The sequence below is a fragment of the Arthrobacter hankyongi genome, from assembly GCF_022012395.1.
In the GTDB taxonomy this organism is placed as follows: domain Bacteria; phylum Actinomycetota; class Actinomycetes; order Actinomycetales; family Micrococcaceae; genus Crystallibacter; species Crystallibacter hankyongi.
This window is the reverse complement of the sequence record NZ_JAKLTQ010000029.1, coordinates 15,460-31,055: the sequence shown is the minus strand read 5'-3', so window position 1 is coordinate 31,055 and position 15,596 is coordinate 15,460. Positions and strand designations below refer to the sequence as shown.

The 15,596-nt window shown below is 62.2% G+C and carries 17 protein-coding genes; 10 read left to right on the top strand and 7 right to left on the bottom strand.

The annotated features are described in order from the left end of the window. Positions 1–205: 205 nt before the first annotated feature. Positions 206–1,711, bottom strand: a complete 1,506-nt coding sequence (locus LVY72_RS22610) for a hypothetical protein (RefSeq protein ID WP_237826941.1) — start codon at positions 1,709–1,711, stop codon at positions 206–208. A gap of 195 nt (positions 1,712–1,906) precedes the next feature. Here LVY72_RS22610 and LVY72_RS22605 point away from each other — a divergent pair, with 195 nt between their 5' ends. After that, positions 1,907–2,227: a hypothetical protein gene (locus tag LVY72_RS22605; protein ID WP_237826939.1), complete on the top strand. Its 321-nt coding sequence runs from the start codon at positions 1,907–1,909 to the stop codon at positions 2,225–2,227. A 593-nt stretch (positions 2,228–2,820) separates the two neighbouring features. Here the strand turns inward: LVY72_RS22605 and LVY72_RS22600 are convergent. Next, complete coding sequence (locus LVY72_RS22600) at positions 2,821–4,122, bottom strand: carboxypeptidase-like regulatory domain-containing protein (RefSeq protein ID WP_237826936.1); 1,302 nt, start codon at positions 4,120–4,122, stop codon at positions 2,821–2,823. Between the two features lie 425 nt (positions 4,123–4,547). Here LVY72_RS22600 and LVY72_RS22595 point away from each other — a divergent pair, with 425 nt between their 5' ends. Beyond that, complete coding sequence (locus LVY72_RS22595; protein ID WP_237826935.1) at positions 4,548–5,162, top strand: hypothetical protein; 615 nt, start codon at positions 4,548–4,550, stop codon at positions 5,160–5,162. Between the two features lie 74 nt (positions 5,163–5,236). On the opposite strand, the gene LVY72_RS22590 is transcribed toward LVY72_RS22595, so the two are convergent. Continuing rightward, a complete protein-coding gene (locus tag LVY72_RS22590) occupies positions 5,237–5,488 on the bottom strand; it encodes a hypothetical protein (protein WP_237826933.1) in 252 nt (83 codons plus the stop codon). A 359-nt stretch (positions 5,489–5,847) separates the two neighbouring features. Between LVY72_RS22590 and LVY72_RS22585 the strand changes: the two genes are divergently transcribed. The 3 genes from LVY72_RS22585 to LVY72_RS22575 all read left to right on the top strand — a co-directional run bounded on the left by LVY72_RS22585 (position 5,848) and on the right by LVY72_RS22575 (position 7,361). Then, positions 5,848–6,033 (top strand): hypothetical protein, encoded by a 186-nt coding sequence (locus LVY72_RS22585; RefSeq protein ID WP_237826931.1) that lies wholly within the window; start codon positions 5,848–5,850, stop codon positions 6,031–6,033. A 147-nt stretch (positions 6,034–6,180) separates the two neighbouring features. Beyond that, positions 6,181–6,885: a hypothetical protein gene (locus LVY72_RS22580; RefSeq protein ID WP_237826929.1), complete on the top strand. Its 705-nt coding sequence runs from the start codon at positions 6,181–6,183 to the stop codon at positions 6,883–6,885. 326 nt (positions 6,886–7,211) lie between these two features. Further along, the gene (locus LVY72_RS22575; protein WP_237826927.1) at positions 7,212–7,361 is read left to right on the top strand and encodes a hypothetical protein; all 150 of its coding nucleotides are present in this window, start codon (positions 7,212–7,214) and stop codon (positions 7,359–7,361) included. Positions 7,362–7,470: 109 nt separating this feature from the next. Here the strand turns inward: LVY72_RS22575 and LVY72_RS22570 are convergent, their stop codons facing one another. After that, complete coding sequence (locus tag LVY72_RS22570; protein ID WP_237826925.1) at positions 7,471–7,890, bottom strand: DUF2510 domain-containing protein; 420 nt, start codon at positions 7,888–7,890, stop codon at positions 7,471–7,473. 557 nt (positions 7,891–8,447) lie between these two features. Here LVY72_RS22570 and LVY72_RS22565 point away from each other — a divergent pair. The 3 genes from LVY72_RS22565 (at position 8,448) to ettA (ending at position 11,818) form a co-directional block, all read left to right on the top strand. Continuing rightward, entirely contained in the window at positions 8,448–8,711 is a 264-nt protein-coding gene (locus tag LVY72_RS22565; RefSeq protein ID WP_237826923.1) for a hypothetical protein, read from the top strand. A 781-nt stretch (positions 8,712–9,492) separates the two neighbouring features. Further along, a complete protein-coding gene (locus LVY72_RS22560; RefSeq protein WP_269092822.1) occupies positions 9,493–10,026 on the top strand; it encodes a single-stranded DNA-binding protein in 534 nt (177 codons plus the stop codon). Between the two features lie 109 nt (positions 10,027–10,135). Beyond that, on the top strand, positions 10,136–11,818 hold the full coding sequence (gene ettA, locus LVY72_RS22555) for an energy-dependent translational throttle protein EttA (RefSeq protein ID WP_237826919.1): 1,683 nt from the start codon (positions 10,136–10,138) through the stop codon (positions 11,816–11,818). Between the two features lie 104 nt (positions 11,819–11,922). Here ettA and LVY72_RS22550 read toward each other — a convergent pair whose 3' ends face one another. After that, positions 11,923–12,828, bottom strand: a complete 906-nt coding sequence (locus tag LVY72_RS22550) for an acyl-CoA thioesterase (RefSeq protein WP_237826916.1) — start codon at positions 12,826–12,828, stop codon at positions 11,923–11,925. Between the two features lie 153 nt (positions 12,829–12,981). On the opposite strand from LVY72_RS22550, the gene LVY72_RS22545 reads away from it, so the two are divergent. Further along, entirely contained in the window at positions 12,982–13,482 is a 501-nt protein-coding gene (locus tag LVY72_RS22545; protein WP_237826915.1) for an acyl-CoA thioesterase, read from the top strand. Between the two features lie 4 nt (positions 13,483–13,486). After that, on the top strand, positions 13,487–14,158 hold the full coding sequence (locus tag LVY72_RS22540; RefSeq protein ID WP_237826912.1) for a DUF8185 domain-containing protein: 672 nt from the start codon (positions 13,487–13,489) through the stop codon (positions 14,156–14,158). 17 nt (positions 14,159–14,175) lie between these two features. Here the strand turns inward: LVY72_RS22540 and LVY72_RS22535 are convergent, their stop codons facing one another. After that, positions 14,176–14,655, bottom strand: a complete 480-nt coding sequence (locus tag LVY72_RS22535) for a globin (protein WP_308190863.1) — start codon at positions 14,653–14,655, stop codon at positions 14,176–14,178. Positions 14,656–14,657: 2 nt separating this feature from the next. Next, positions 14,658–15,272, bottom strand: coding sequence for a mechanosensitive ion channel family protein (locus tag LVY72_RS22530; protein ID WP_237826985.1), 615 nt, complete (start codon positions 15,270–15,272; stop codon positions 14,658–14,660). Positions 15,273–15,596: the final 324 nt, after the last annotated feature.

The following is a 15,596-nucleotide window of genomic DNA, read 5'->3' as shown; positions in this document are numbered from 1 at the left end:
CACGGTTTCGCATTGCGACACGCCTTCAGGATCCTGAAAGGATTCTGCCCGGCTGGTAACGTCTGTGGCTGTGTCCGGCCCCCAACGGACGCACCTGCGTATCCGATACCCCAACTCGGATACGCACGAAAGACCCCCACCACCTGTCCCTGGTAGTGGGGGTCTCTTGTGTCTGGGCTGCTAGTTCAAGCTTTCGCCGGATTCCCTAGCGTATGCGGGAAGTCGACGCCGAGTATCTCGTCTTGGTGTAGTACCCGGTCTTCGAGCCGGTGACCCGGACCTTGATGCTGCGGGCCCTGTCGGCAGTGGTGAGCCTGTAGGTCCTGCTGTCAGCGCCCTTGATGGCCTTGCCGGACCGGTACCACTGGTACTTGAACTTTGTTCCCGAAGTCCAGGTCCCCACTTTGGCGGTCAGGGTCCGGCCGATCTTCTTGGTGCCGCTGATCGTCGGAGTCTTAGATGCCAGTGTGCCCTTGGCAATTTGGGCGGCGGCAGAGTACCGGGTCGCAGTCGTGTAGCCGGCCTTGGTACCGGTAACCGCGATCGTGATTTTTTTGTCGGAGTCCAAGCCAGTTAGTTTGTAGGTGTCGCGGGTCGCACTCTTGATGACCTTGCCGGACCGGTACCACTGATACTTGAACTCTGTTCCAGCGGTCCAGGAGCCTCGTACTTTACTGAGGGTGTGACCGACCTTCTTGGTCCCGACGATCAGCGGAGCCGTGGTGACCAACGTGCCCTTGGCAACAGGAACTGTTGCTGCCGAGGTTTTGGTGATCGGTATGTAGCCGGTTCCGGAACCCGTCACGGAAACGGTAATCGTTTTCCCTTGATCAGAACCAGTCAACTTGTATGACCTGCTCGTGGCCCTGGAGATTTTCACCCCGGACCTGTACCACTGATAGGACTGTTCCGCGGGCATGGGATCCCAGATTCCGGCTTCGGCACCCAGCCATTTACCAACCGTTGCGGTGCCAACGATGGTCGGGGCAGGGGATGACGTGAATTCCAGCATGGGTACTGATACAGGCTGGGACATCTCTGACGTGGCGAAGACGTAGCCGGCGGCATAACCGCTGACCGTCACAGTAATGGCGTGCCCCGCGTCAGCGGGCGTCAGCATGTAGGTACTGAAGTGGGACCGCCAATGCCGAGTTGGCTTCCCGTCGCGGTACCAGGTGTAGAACCACCGATCCATATATGGCGTGAAGGGCTTGGACATCACTGCCAACGAACCGCCCACGATTGGCGATCCGACTAGTGCAGGAGTCGGCGTTTCAGTGAATTCCTTGCGCCCCTCCGAGGTCAGGACCGTGTCGCTTAGCCGGGTAACCTCGTAGGGAGGGAGGGTAAAGACGGTGGCGGTGTCCTTACTGTCCCCGTTCAGGTACCAGCGCGGCGCGTATGTTCCCGGATCGCGCTCGGTGGTGTAACCGCCGGGCACTTCCAAGTCCTCGCGGGTGATGCCGTTGCGGTCCTCGAAATACAGAGTGCATCCCTCTGCACTTCTGGTAATAACTGAGTAGCGGCCCTGGGCATCTGTGTTAGTAGCGGCGCCAGCGAAGATATCGGAGCAACTCAAGATGACATTGATGTTTCGGATTGGCTTACCCGAAACGTCTACGACCCGACCCTCCATGCTGGCCGTGTCGGCCGCGTTGGCAGGCGCAGCAGCTACGGCCCCTCCCGCTGCCGTCAGGACGGCAATAGCCAATACGGACAGTATCTTTTGAACCTGGCTACGGCTGTTCAATTGTTCCCCCAACTACTTTCTTCTACGCGGAGCAACAGCTCCGGTGAAAGGATACATAGTCGTTGCGTAGTGGTTAGAACATGCCCGCTTGGATTCAACCGTGTCCTGCTCCGAGCGTTCAACGGCGGTAGTCCTAATAGGATGCAGAATGAAGCCGTGAGTAAGGTTGACCCCAGCAGTGCGCGCCGACTGATCGACACGACGCCACGCTGGCATCCGGACTTCGAGAGGTACCTGGTGACTCGTGCCCCGTACATGCGGGAACCCTACGTACGGGCACAGTTGGAGGCCGGGCCGGTGAATGCCAAGGCAATTGGCTGGACCCGCGAGCATGTGCATACGAAGTGGCCGGATGCGGATTTTCAGGTGCATACGCGGTGGGTGCCGGCATCGTGGGTGAAGCGCATCAGCCGGGAGAAGTCGTCCTGGCAGGATCCCTACGACGTCCACGACAAGGCCGGCGCCCGATGGCAATGAGAAGAGGGACCCCGCAAGCCTCAATGGCTGGCGGGGTCCCTCATTCGCTCCGTGCCCCACGGGAGCGTTATCCATTCAGACTGCGTGAGTGGCTTCCTCGGACCCTGGCACGGGGCCAGAATCGATCTTGTCTCCCTGGCCTTCAGAGCTGGGAACAGCGAGAGCGTCGATTTTCACTAGGGCGCGATAGATGCCCATTAGTGTCAGGATCAGCCCGAACACGGCGAAGAGACCGCCGAAGACCTGGCCCATTATGTGTGGCATTTGGCTTGAATATGTGTCTGCGGTCAGCGAATTAAGGGATGCCACGACCCAGACTGCCGTTCCCACAGTCGATAGGAAAATTCCCCAAACCGTAATCTGTGCGGATTCTTGGAAGTTCAATAAATTCCCCCTAGATAAATGTGATGTTTTCACCCTAAACCACGAAGCGTTATTCGTCGGAGGGTTACGTGCAGGACTGCGGCATTGAAATCTCTAGGTTGTTTGCTTGTCGGACCCCATCCCCAAGGAAACCCACCATCCGTCCCACCTGTCCCTGGCAGTGGGGGTCTCCCGTGTCCTGGTGCTGGTTCGGATATCCGGCTGCTGTCCTATCGGATACGGGAAGTCGACGAGGAGTACCTCGTGGCCGTCGTGTACCCGGTCTTCGAGCCGGTGACCCGGACCTTGATGCTGCGGGCCCTGTCGGCAGTGGTGAGCCTGTAGGTCCTGCTGTCAGCGCCCTTGATGGCCTTGCCGGACCGGTACCACTGGTACTTGAACTTTGTTCCGGAAGTCCAGGTCCCCACTTTGGCGGTCAGGGTCCGGCCGATCTTCTTGGTGCCGCTGATCGTCGGAGTCTTAGATGCCAGTGTGCCCTTGGCAATGCGGGCCGTTGCTCCCGAGGTGGTGGTCACCGGGTTGTAGCCAGTTGCCCGGCCGGTAGCCGTTACGGTGAGAGTCCTGCCTGTGTCAGCAGCGGTCAGGAGATAACGCTGCGATGTGGCGCCTGCGATCTTCACGCCGGATCGGTACCACTGATATGTGAACGGGCCAGAGTTTGGCGCCCAGGTATTCGGGAGGGCCCTCAGAGTTTTGCCTACCGTTGTCGTGCCGGAGATTGTCGGTTTCGCCACCTTCGAGTAATTGAGGCGCGGCGCAATGACAGAAAACGATGTGCGCGTCGTTTCCCGGTAACCCCTCTCATAGCCGCTAACGGCTACGGTGATCTTGCGCCCTGCATCCTCTGGAGAAAGAACGTACGCCGACATCCCATCGTTTCCCCAGATCGGCTTTCCGTCCCGGAACCACCGATACTTCGACGACCACTCTCGAAGTTCCGGGAACCAGCTTCCTGACAGGGCATAGATGGTCTTGCCGACTTCGACGGTGCCGCCGATTACCGGCACGGGAGCTTTCTCAAAGTCTTTGACACCCTTGGTGCTCAGGACCATATCCTTTAGCCGGACCACACCCGGTTCGGATACCAAGATCCGGGTCGCATCCGCAGACGTAGACCCATTCAGGTACCAGGCCGGAGCATATGTTCCCCGAGGACGTCCGTCATTGTCGTCCAGCGCGTCCTCGAACTCCAGAATGTATCCGTAGCTCAGAATCGATGCCGGAATCGTAAACCGTCCCTGGCTGTCGGTCCTCCCAAACCCGTCGGCGGGTGTTTTTCCGTGCAGAAAATATGCGATATTTGGTATCGGCTTGCCAGAGGCGTCAATGACGCGTCCCTCGATCAATGCATCCGCGGCATGGGCCGGCATCGCCCCTGCGATGGCCGTGGCGACAGCCAATGCGGTAACCGCCAAGGCGGACAGCACCCGTTGAACCATGTTTAGGCTTTTCAAACTTCCCCCAAAGCTCATATCGTGCGAAGTGATTACTTCGGTGAAAGGATACGTCACCGTTTCGATATGAGTAGTGAGTGCTTACGCTGCCATGGCCGACAGGGAACCAAGAGTCAGAACAAGATTGTGAACAAGGTTGATCCTGGACTGGTGCGCCGCCTGATTGGTGCTGCGCCGGCATCTGGACTTCGAGAGATGCCCGGTGGCCCGCGTTCCATGCAGGCGGGAACCTATGTGCGGGCGCTGCTGAAGTACGGGACCGTGGATTCCAAGGCGGTTGCTGGGCCCACCAGCATGTGCATTTGAAATGGCAGGATGACGACTTCGAGATGCATACCCGCTGGGTGCCGGCGTCCTGGGTGAAGCGGATCAGCCGGGACGAATCATCCTAGCGAGACCCTTACGACGAACTGGACTGAGCCGGCAGTCAGCTACCGACACCAATTCCGTCGGACAAGTGCCCATGAGCCATGATGGTCCTCATGGGCACTTACGTCATTCCGGAATCGGATCCGGACAATCCGGGCATGAGCTTGGAACGCTTTCAGGAGATCGCGGACGCGGAGGAAAACGGCACCCCGTTGGACCTCACCCCCGAGGAACGAGCCGAATACGAAGAACACGTCGAAACGGTGCGGCAGCTTGCCAAGCAGGCTGCCGCACTCGTGAAGGGGCCCAAAATTAAGCCCTCCGCATGGGGCGCCCTCAACAACGGCCCGCTTGCCAAGATTCAGGCGGATATGGCTCAGTCCAAGCTCGAGCAGGACGCGTGGTGGGAGCGCAGGCGCCGGGAACGCGCCGAATCAGAGGCCCAGATGCAAGCTGCTTTGGAGGATGTGACCGAGGCTGCACGCCAGCGGGAAGAACGCGAAAGACTCCGCACAGACGCACTGCAGGCTCTGGTCGATTCGTCGCTGAGTCAAGGGCGGTTCAACTGGTGGTTGCTCAGCATCGGAGCCCTCACGTTGCTGGCAACGATAGCTGGTGTGATACTCGCCGGAATTAGCCTGGCGAGCAGCGCGTCCGACCTTCCCGCAGTATCGCCCTCGCCCCAAGCCACGGTGTCCGCGCCTGCCAAGGCCGGCAGCAGGAACTGACTGACTGCCCTGAACGAAGGAATCCCCCGTCAGCCATCACGGCCGGCCAGGGATCCTGTTTATGGTCAGGCTATCTATCGGACGGGCACCGGAGACGAAAGGCGGTCTGTCCTGGCTGCTGCGAGCTCGGCTGCAATGCGCTTGAGGTATCCGGCGCAGATCATCAGGAGCCCGAAGATTGGACCGCCGGCAAAAATGATGGCGGAGGGTGTTCCGTTCGCCAATGTCATGAACAGCATCAGGACGGTTAGCAGGATGATGATTGTTCCCGCGCCGATGAGCCAGTCGCCTACAAGTTGAGTTGCTTTGGTTGTGTTTTTCCCCATGCACTCATTTAAGCACGCGGAAACGACGTTTAAAGGTTTGTGTCTTTCACCGTTTCGCCTAGTCAGCGTGGCAGAATTGGGTCGTGGACATGGTTGACCTAGCCCGAGCCGTCTGTTTGCTGGACACTCGGGTAATGTTCCGGCGCCCGGCCCCCGACTGATTAGGTGAGCCGTACCGTAGCTGGAAAACTGTCCCTGTTGTCGGCCCTGCATCCCCCCAAATGCCGGGCCGGCGGTAAGAGAAGAAGGGCCCCGACCATTCCCCTCAGACGGTCGGGGCCCTTCCCGTGCCACCGGACACCCCCAGTGATGGCCGGTGCTGCCTTGAATTTTAGCCTTACAGTGTAAGAATTTCCTTTGTGAACGAGGTTGACGTAGCAAATGCAGCCCGCCTGATCGATGCTGCGCCGCGGTGGCACCCGGACTTTGAGCAGTACCCGGTGACCCGGGCGCCGTACATGCGGGAACCCTACGTCCGTGCCCAGCTCGAGTCCGGTCCGGTGGATGCCAAGGCGATTGGCTGCATCCGGAGCATGCGCATTTGAAGTGGCAGGACTCGGACTTTCAGATGCACACCCGTTGGGTTCCCGCCACATGAGTCAAGCGCATCAGCCGGGCACAATCATCCTGGCAAGACCCGTATGACGTTTTGGATTAGGTCCGATATAGCGTGCACGCATAGGCTGCCAGGCGTGAATGAAGAACTGTTTTTCGTCCGATACCTCAGAAATCGTGAAGGCTGGAGGGCTATAGCGCGTGCGGCGTTCGACGAGGAGCTACCCGAAGCCGAGGATCTGCGAATCAATCTGGACGAGTTCGTAACCCGAACGGCTTATAAGCTGTCGGGATTCAACGCATCAAGCGTGAAAAACGGCGGGTACCTTACCTACTTGCTTTACACGTTCGTGCGAACGCACATGGTCGTTTCAGAGTTGGTGCAATGTGGTGATCTCCTAGAGGCCGCTACTCTCCAGCGTAAGCAGATGGAGACCATCGCTCGCCTACATGAGGTGGCGAAGACTGAGAGCGTTGAAGAGCTCCTGCGAAGGACGCCTAACGTCAAGCACCTGAAAAGTAACCTCAGGACCCTGTACGGTCTGTACTCAGAGGTCGCACATTCAGCGTCGGACTCATACTTCTACCTTTTGAGCCGGGGCGAAAACTCACCCTTCCTGTCGCTGTTCCCCAAGCACAGCCACAATTCCTATATCTCATTGACGCATGTCGCTCTCGGCGTCACTGAATTGTACTTCTGGATGAGAGAAAACGCCGAAGAGCTTGGGCTGCCCTACGATTCGGAATACGCCGAAGCTTGGGCGAGTCACATTTTCCCTGTCATTGTGGCGTTGAACAAGTTTATAGGGGAAGACCAGGAGCGCTTCGTCGGAGGCAAGTAGCCCGCTGCTATTTGGTCCAAGCAGAGTGCATGGGGTGTTGGCGTTGCTTGACCCCTTCCCCAAAGAAGCCCGCTGCCCCCGTCTCCGCTTTGCTGCGTTCGCCCACGGCCACCAGACCCGTCCGGGTTCTGGACGTGTCTGACGTCTGGGATCTGGACCGCAGTCGCGTGCTGGGATCCCGTGCGTCTCGGAGCGCGGGCGTAGTTTAGCATTGCCCACATGAATCTTCCCCAGGTCTACACGCTGAAAGATTTCGCCGACATACTCCAGGTCTCCGAGTGGTTCGTAGGGACAGGATCAACCGGGGCGAATGGCCCCATATGAGGATGGGTTCGAAGGTACGCTTCACCGAGGACCACATCAAAGCCATCTACCAGCTCGCCGATAAACAGCCGGCACCCATCATCGACGGCAGGCTCAGGAACCGGATGCTACGGGCAAAGCTGGAAGGATACCGAATCGGTACCCGGCACTAACCTTGTGCCGGTCCGAAGTAAGCGCAGGAACCTCGCCAACCGTTATGGCCGGCGGGGTTTCTGTGCCAGGCGGTTGAGGCTTGTGCTCTGTACGCGCACAGTTGAAGTTCTACGCCGACATTCCAAACATAAAGATGAGTGACATGAAGGTGTAAACCAAACCAAGGGCAACGCCGATGATCCCGAATACTTTGTATCGTGTCGCCATTTCGGGGCCCTGCAGCACCAGCCCAACCCAGGAGAAGAGTGCTGCAGTGATAGACAGTAGAACACCGAAAATCGGGATCGCGAAGAGGAAGAAGGACGCGATCCCTAGGGCGAAGCCAGTTGTTGCAATCGGGTTGGACGGTCGCGTCACTGCCGGTTGGGGAGAGTCGTGACGGGCTGCCTGCAACACGGGGGCTTGCACCTGCACGTGTTCTGTCCAAGCCCGCCCGTCCCACCACTTCTGTCGGGCAGGGTCCGACGGGTCCAGATACCAGCCAGCCGGTGGCAGCGCAGTCTGATTGCCGCCGATTTGCTCAGACAAGGGAATTTGCCTCGCTCTCTTCGATAACTGGATCCACCCGGCTCTGCAATTCACCACTAGCCATGTAGCTTTATCGGCTGATTCTGTGCTGTTGGTAAGTGAGAGGGGAGCTGCAGTAGCGGCTGAGTTGAGGCTAAGGATGGGTTTGACCTGACCCCTTCCCCAAGAAACCCGCCGCCCCCGTCTCCGCTCTGCCTGATTCGCCCGCACACATCAGTCCACAAAAAGTCCGCAAGAGGTCCGTAAACCGGATGTACTGGACAACAACGAACAACAGCAAAAGCCCGAAATCAAGCGGAAGTAAGTGCCTCCCAATAGCGGGCAACACAGTCTCCGGAGTTCTGGATCAACTCGCCGCCGGAGGTCTATGTCGCCCGCGGCGGCGGTTTCGAACCGACCTGCATAACCCTAGCCCAGCAGCAAGTCAGGGACCTGGTGGAACGGATGCTCACGTCCTCAGGCCGCCGGCTGCGTTTTTCCGTACTGTGTTGACGCTTCGCTGTCGGACGGCCCCACGTCCATGTGATCATCCCGGGTGTCACTCTCGGCACAGGGCGGTGAACATCCGCAAGTCAATTGCCCGTACCTCTCCGCTGGAGCATCTGGTCGAACTGGGGTTGCTGTCCCCGGAGGCTGTCTCGTTTCTTGCTGCGACTGTGGCCGGTGGCCTGAACTTCCTGGTCTCCTGTGCGAAGCAGGTTGGAAAGACCACCCTGCTTAACTGTCTTACCTCCAGCATCGGCAGCCGTGAACTGGCTGTCATTGTCGAGGGAATCGTCGAGCCCAGGTTCCTGCCGCGAGCTGTGATCGGGTTGCCATAGCGGCAGCCCATTCCGGACGAGGAGGGGGAGATCCCGCTGCGCCGTGGGTGACTCGGCCAAGGCGGGATTACTGTCAACGAACTGTCAATTTCTCTGGGAATCACAGGGAAAAGAGGGGAATGCACTGACAGTCATTTATGTCAACCATGGGGATCGAGACAACCCTGCATCCCTTTGTTTACAAGGGAAGTGGGGCTGTCGAAGGAACGAGGCCCGCTGTCAGTGGACAGATTAGAAGGCTCCTGCTCTATCCGCTGAGCTACCGAGGCTGGGGCTTGGAATCCGGTCTGCTGTCGAATCATCGCAGTCCGCCGGCTCCAAATCCACGTTTATGCTATCAAGTCCTCCATCTGGTCCAAGAGCCCGTGCCTCAAGGCCGTCCCGGTACAGGCATGCTCCACCGGCGCGCATTGCGTGGGCCTGGAGGAAGACAGGCGCCGCTCGCGGAACACGGACGCGGAAATGAACTGGACAGGACCCGGAGAGTAAATGGAGAGCGCCACCATCACGCTTTATACGCGGCCCTTGGACCGCGCAACGGACAACGGCGCCCTGGCCACCATCGTCCACGAAATGCGACATACCCTCGGCCACGCAAGCTGCTGGAAGCCTTCGGCTCTCAGGCGCGACCTGCCCTCCACAGCAGCGGTCCAGGCCGGGCTATTCACAGCGGGCTAGGTGAGGCTGCCGGCGGTGTCCGCGCAGCCGGACACTGGAGGGGCCGGCAACCGCCCGGCGGCCGGGAGTGGATCCCGATTCCGACAGTGACAGAAGGTGCGGCATGACTGACATCATTACGGTCCGTGGTGTAGTGGCGACCGAGGTTGACGCGGGACTGACCAACGGAGGCCATCCGGCGGCGAATTTCCGTCTGGCCTCCACTGAACGGCGCCGTGACAACGAGACCCAGCAGTGGGTCGACCGATCCACGAACTGGTACACGGTCAAGGCCTTCCGGCATCTGGCGCAGAACATCGGCTCCAGCCTGCGCAAGGGGGACCGGGTAGTCGTCACCGGCAAGCTCCAGCTCCGCCAGTGGACCGGCGACGACGGGCGATCGCGGACAAACCCCGAAATCGTTGCCGATTCCGTCGGCCACGACCTGAAGTGGGGGACGGCCAAGTTCGCGCGGAGCACGGAATCCCGCCCCGTTGCGGAGTCTGGTGGTCAGGCCGGCGGCGCGCCGGAATCCGGAAACGAGGAGCTCGATAGCGTGGACCTGGCGACCGGCGAAGTGTTCGACGAGATGGATCTGGCCGGGGAAGAGCCCGAGCCGGGTGATGATGCAACGGAAGGTTTCAAGCTGGCCGGGTGATCTGCCCCGCCGGGGCCGGCCTGCCGGCGTCGGCCGGCGGCCGCCGCCGGCCCCAAAAATCCGCGTTCGGAATGTGAGTTCTTGCCCCGCAGCCACTAGCCTTGAGGGCATGGCGGAATTTATTTACACAATGACCAAGGCCCGCAAGGCTGTTGGTGACAAGCTCATTCTGGATAACGTGAGCATGTCCTTCTTCCCCGGGGCCAAGATCGGCGTGGTGGGCCCCAACGGTGCGGGAAAGTCCACCATTCTCAAGATCATGGCAGGTCTGGACACCCCGTCGAACGGCGAGGCCCGGCTCAGCCCCGGCTACACGGTGGGCATCCTGCTGCAGGAGCCGCCGCTGAACGAGGAAAAGACGGTCCTGGGCAACGTCCAGGAAGGCGTGGGCGAGATCTACGGCAAGATCCAGCGCTTCAACGAAATCTCCGAAGAAATGGCCAGCCCCGACGCGGACTATGACGCCCTCCTCGAAGAGATGGGCCAGCTGCAGGAGGCTATCGACGCCGCCGATGCCTGGGACATCGACTCCCAGCTGGAACAGGCCATGGACGCGCTGCGTTGCCCGCCGGGGGATGCGGACGTTACGGTCCTCTCCGGCGGTGAGCGGCGCCGGGTGGCCTTGTGCAAGCTGCTGCTGCAGAAGCCGGATCTGCTGCTGCTGGACGAGCCCACCAACCACCTGGACGCCGAAAGCGTGCTGTGGCTCGAGCAGCACCTGAAGAACTACCCCGGCGCTGTCCTGGCCGTGACCCACGACCGATACTTCCTGGACCATGTGGCCGAATGGATCGCCGAAGTGGACCGGGGGCACCTGTACCCGTATGAGGGCAACTACTCCACCTACCTGGAGAAGAAGCGCGCCCGCCTGGAGGTCCAGGGCAAGAAGGATGCCAAGCTGGCCAAGCGCCTGTCCGAGGAACTCGACTGGGTCCGCTCCAACGCCAAGGGCCGGCAGACCAAGTCCAAGGCCCGTCTGGCCCGCTACGAGGAGATGGCGGCCGAGGCCGAGCGCACCCGGAAACTGGACTTCGAGGAAATCCAGATTCCACCGGGACCGCGGCTGGGCCAGCTGGTTATCGAGGCCAGCGACCTGCGCAAGGGCTTCGGGGACCGCGTGCTCATCGACGGGCTGTCCTTCTCGCTGCCGCGCAACGGCATCGTCGGCGTGATCGGTCCCAACGGCGTAGGCAAGACCACGCTGTTCAAGACCATCGTTGGCCTCGAGCCGTTGGATGGCGGCGAGCTGAAGGTCGGGGACTCGGTCAAGATCTCGTACGTGGACCAGAGCCGCGGCGGCATCGACCCGAACAAGACCCTGTGGGAGGTCGTCTCCGACGGGCTGGACTTCATCCAGGTCGGCCAGGTGGAAATGCCTTCCCGCGCCTACGTCTCCGCCTTCGGGTTCAAGGGCCCGGACCAGCAGAAGAAGGCCGGAGTGCTTTCCGGCGGTGAGCGGAACCGGCTGAACCTGGCGTTGACGCTCAAGCAGGGCGGTAACCTGCTGCTGCTCGACGAACCCACCAACGACCTCGACGTCGAGACGCTCTCGAGCCTCGAGAACGCGCTGCTGGAGTTCCCGGGCTGCGCCGTCGTGGTCTCCCACGACCGCTGGTTCCTGGACCGCGTCGCCACCCACATCCTTGCCTACGAAGGCACCGAGGAAGACGACGCGCAGTGGTACTGGTTCGAGGGCAACTTCGAGTCCTATGAGCAGAACAAGATCGAGCGGCTGGGCCCGGAGGCGGCCAAGCCGCACCGCGTCACCCACCGGCGCCTGACGCGCGACTAAGCCGTACAGGCACGAACAAGCCCGAAGGCCGGATCCCATGGGGATCCGGCCTTCGGGCTGTTTCGCGGCCGCTCCGGCCGGGACGGCTGGCCGGCGGACGCTGCCTACCGCTGCTGTTCGAGGACCTCGTCGGGAATACGGATCATGCCTTCCTGGGCCACCGTGGCCACCAGTTCGCGCCGGCGGTTGAAAATCCTGCCCATGCTCAGGCCCCGGGCACCGGAGGCACTGGGGGAGTCCTGCACATACAGCAGCCAGTCATCCACCCGGACCGGCCGGTGCCACCACATGGCATGGTCCAGGCTGGCCACCTTCATCTCCGGAGTCACCCAGCTGACCCCGTGCTGGCGCAGGACGGACTCCAGCAGGGTGAAGTCGCTGCCGAATGCCAGAGCCGCCCGGTGCAGGTTCTCGTCGTCGGGCAGCGGTCCCTTGGTCTTCATCCAGACGGCGTTGGCGGCCACACGTTCGCCCTTGGCCGCCACATACAGCGGGGACTGGACATGGCGGATGTCGTACGGCCGGTCGAGCACCTGGGAACGGGCCGGATGGTCCACCTTGGCCAGCAGTTCGTCAGTGCTGGGCAGCGACTCTGGGTCCGGGATGTCTTCGGGAAACTCCTCCTGGTGGTCAAGACCGAGGGCCGGAAGCTGGAACGAAGCGATCAAGGACAAGATCGGCACACCGTTCTGGTAGGCCTGTGTCCGCCGGGTGGAAAAGGAGCGGCCGTCGCGCAGCCGCTGGACACCGAAGGTGATCGGTTCGTTTGCGTCCCCGGGGCGGAGGAAGTAACCGTGCATCGAGTGGATCGGCCGGGCTGGATCCACCGTACGGATGGCCGCCATGACGGACTGGGCCAGGACCTGGCCGCCAAAGACCCGGCCATGCAACTGCTGCTGCGACTGCCCTACGAAGATTTCCTCCGAAGTGGCCGCGCCGCCGGCGTCGGAGAGATCCAGCAGGGCGAGCATTTGTTGGGTCGGGTCCGCTTGGGTGCGCGGGGTGTCCATGCTGTCTCCTTAAGTCACCTGCCGGTCAAGGCTATCTGGAACACTAGTTCCCGCTCCGGCCCCGCTCAAATCCATCCCGGGCCTGCGAAGCTGCCGGGTCCGGCCCGCCCGCCGGGTTCGCCCGCCGCGTGCCGGACCTGAGAAGATGGCCGCATGCCAGATCCCGCTTCCGCCCGGTTTCCGCTGCAGATTCGTTTCGGCGACATCGATGCTTACGGTCATGTGAACAACGCGACCTACTTCAGCTACTTCGAACACGGCCGGGTCCGGCTGCAGCAGCTGCCGGCCGATCCGGCCCGGCCGGACGGCCCGACGATCCGCGATTTGGCAGGCCGGGAGAACTTCACCTTGGTGGCCGGCCAGGAGATTGAGTACCTGCTCCCGCTGACGTTGCGTCCGGAGCCGGTGTACATCGACGTCTGGGTCACGCGGGTGGGAGGCTCCAGCTTCCGGACCGGCTACAGCCTGGCCGGGCCGGACGGGTCCCCGGTCTACGCGCTGGGTGCCGCCACCATGGTCCTGGTGGACCGGGCCAGCGGGCATCCCGTGCCGCTGCCCGATGCGTACCGGGCCGCACTGCAGCGCTTCGCCGGGCCCGAGGTGCCGTTCCGGCGCGTGACGCAGCCCATCCCGGACCGGCAGCAGGAGGCGTAGCCGGATGCCGGACCCTGACGCCCTGATCCTGGCCGATGCCCAGGTGGTAGCCGACCTGCGCACCTTCGTTGGCCGTGCCCGGGCGGCCGACGACGGCGCGATGCACTTCAGTGCTTCGGGCACCGTCCTGGCGGCCTACGTCTGCCTGATGCGGCCGCGCTTCCTTGGCGAAGCCGTGCCAACCATCCTCGGGATGCGCACGATGCGCCTGGCTGCTCCGGCCGAGATGGAACTGACGGTCTCGCTTGGTTCGGTTGCGGACCGGCTGGCCCGGATGGCCGAAGACGACGTCGTCCTGCCGCTGCCGCCCACACGCGTCACCGAATCCTGGGCCGGCGTCCTGCCGCCGCGCTCGGGCTGGTCGCGGGACGGGGAGCTGTCCTCGGTAGTGCTCGAGAGCACGGCCCGCAACGGTGCCCAGCAGATCGCGGCGGCAGTGCCGGCGGACGCCGGCCGGCCGGTGGTGGAGGGGCTGCGCAGCGCGGTCTGGGGTGCGCCGCTGGAAGAGCCGGCGGCAGCGAGCGAGACGTTGGCTGTGCCGGCCGGCGCCGCCTTCGCGGCGCTGGCCTTGGGCTTCCTGGACGGGCAGGACGTGCCGGTCTTTGCCAGCGGCCGCTGGCTCCGGCTGAGTACCAGCCGCGGGCACGTACTGGTCCGCAGCGGCGCTTCGCTGTAGCCGGCGGCAACCGGCAGCTACATGCTATTGACCATCGAGTGCGCGGCGCGCTCGAAGTAATCCCAGAGCGTGTCCTCGTACAGCTGCGGCAGCTGCAGCGACTTGACCGCCTTGTGCATGTGCGCCAGCCAGCGGTCCCGGGCATCGAAGTCCACCCGGAACGGTGCGTGGCGCATCCGCAGCCGGGGATGGCCACGCTGCTCGCTGTAGGTGCCGGGGCCGCCCCAGTACTGTTCCAGGAACATCCGCATCCGCACGTTGGCCGGACCCAGGTCCTCCGGATACATCGGGCGGAGCACTTCGTCGCCGGCCACACCCTCGTAGAAGGCGTCCACCAGCCGGACGAACGTGTCGTGCCCGCCGACGGCGTCATAGAAGCTGTCGGTCAGCGCCGGGTCCGTGAACGGGCCGGTGTTCGTCGGGCGCAACGTGGCCAACGGCTGTCCGAAGCGGGACAGCTCCGGCGTGCCGGTGCCTTCCGGGGGATTCAAAGTCATGGTTATTCAGCTGCCTGTTCTGCGAGGGCCATACTGCCATGCTCAACGTCTGCCTTGGGCTGGTAATTCCCCTGTGACCGGTTGCCTACGCGCAGGATCTCGCCGTTGCGCAGATACCAGACCACACCTTCGTCATCGATCACGCGGGTGACCCGCAGGCCCACTGCATCCACGCGGCCGACCACCTCGGAGGTGACGATCGTGTCGCCGATGCCGTACTGGTCCTCGATAGTGATGAAGATGCCGGACAGGAAGTCCCGCACCAGCTGCTGGGCACCGAAACCGATGGCCACACCGGCGATACCGACGCTGGTCAGCAGCGGGGCGATCGGCAGTTTGAAGGTGTCCATGACCATGATGATGACCATGCCGGAAATGAAGATGCTGACGATGCTCTTGAGCAGCGAGCCAACGGTGTCGGCCCGCTGGATCCGCCGGCTCTGCTCCTGGTTGCGCAGGATCGGCTGTGCCCAGCGGAAGTGGGGCTTCTTGAAGATGGAGGTGCCCCGCTTGATGCGTTCGGTGATCCGGTTGATCACGAAGTGCGCGGCTACCCAGGCCGTGATGCCGACCATGACGATGACGCCCGCCTGGAAGATGTCGCCGCCGGGGGACATCCGGTCGATGAAGGTCATGGTCTGCTCGGTCACCTGCTGGGTGATCTGCCCCGTGACTTGTTGGGCTTGATCCGATACTGATGGCGTCTGCTGCGTCACGACCTGTGTTGCTTTCTGTCTGGTTCTCGGGACCCCACAAGGCTAGCCGCTCGGTACCGGTCCGGATTCACACAATCTAGTCCCGGAGCCGCCGTACGTTACCCAACCGTTACCTCGATCCGCGGCCGCCCGGGTGTGGTGGTGGGGTTGGTGATTTTGTTCACATCGGCGTGTCGGGCGTGTCCGGCGTGGCGCCCCGGCCGCGTCGGTGGGGCGGGTCCCGGA

What these genes read in the sequence shown, in the direction of transcription:
- LVY72_RS22595 (WP_237826935.1), top strand. Translation starts at nt 4,548, where the DNA reads ATGGGCACTTACGTCATTCCGGAATCGGATCCGGACAATCCGGGCATG.
- LVY72_RS22590 (WP_237826933.1), bottom strand. Translation starts at nt 5,488, where the DNA reads ATGGGGAAAAACACAACCAAAGCAACTCAACTTGTAGGCGACTGGCTC.
- LVY72_RS22575 (WP_237826927.1), top strand. Translation starts at nt 7,212, where the DNA reads ATGGGTTCGAAGGTACGCTTCACCGAGGACCACATCAAAGCCATCTAC.
- LVY72_RS22560 (WP_269092822.1), top strand. Translation starts at nt 9,493, where the DNA reads ATGACTGACATCATTACGGTCCGTGGTGTAGTGGCGACCGAGGTTGAC.
- ettA (WP_237826919.1), top strand. Translation starts at nt 10,136, where the DNA reads ATGGCGGAATTTATTTACACAATGACCAAGGCCCGCAAGGCTGTTGGT.
- LVY72_RS22550 (WP_237826916.1), bottom strand. Translation starts at nt 12,828, where the DNA reads ATGGACACCCCGCGCACCCAAGCGGACCCGACCCAACAAATGCTCGCC.
- LVY72_RS22545 (WP_237826915.1), top strand. Translation starts at nt 12,982, where the DNA reads ATGCCAGATCCCGCTTCCGCCCGGTTTCCGCTGCAGATTCGTTTCGGC.
- LVY72_RS22540 (WP_237826912.1), top strand. Translation starts at nt 13,487, where the DNA reads ATGCCGGACCCTGACGCCCTGATCCTGGCCGATGCCCAGGTGGTAGCC.
- LVY72_RS22535 (WP_308190863.1), bottom strand. Translation starts at nt 14,655, where the DNA reads ATGACTTTGAATCCCCCGGAAGGCACCGGCACGCCGGAGCTGTCCCGC.
- LVY72_RS22530 (WP_237826985.1), bottom strand. Translation starts at nt 15,272, where the DNA reads ATGTCCCCCGGCGGCGACATCTTCCAGGCGGGCGTCATCGTCATGGTC.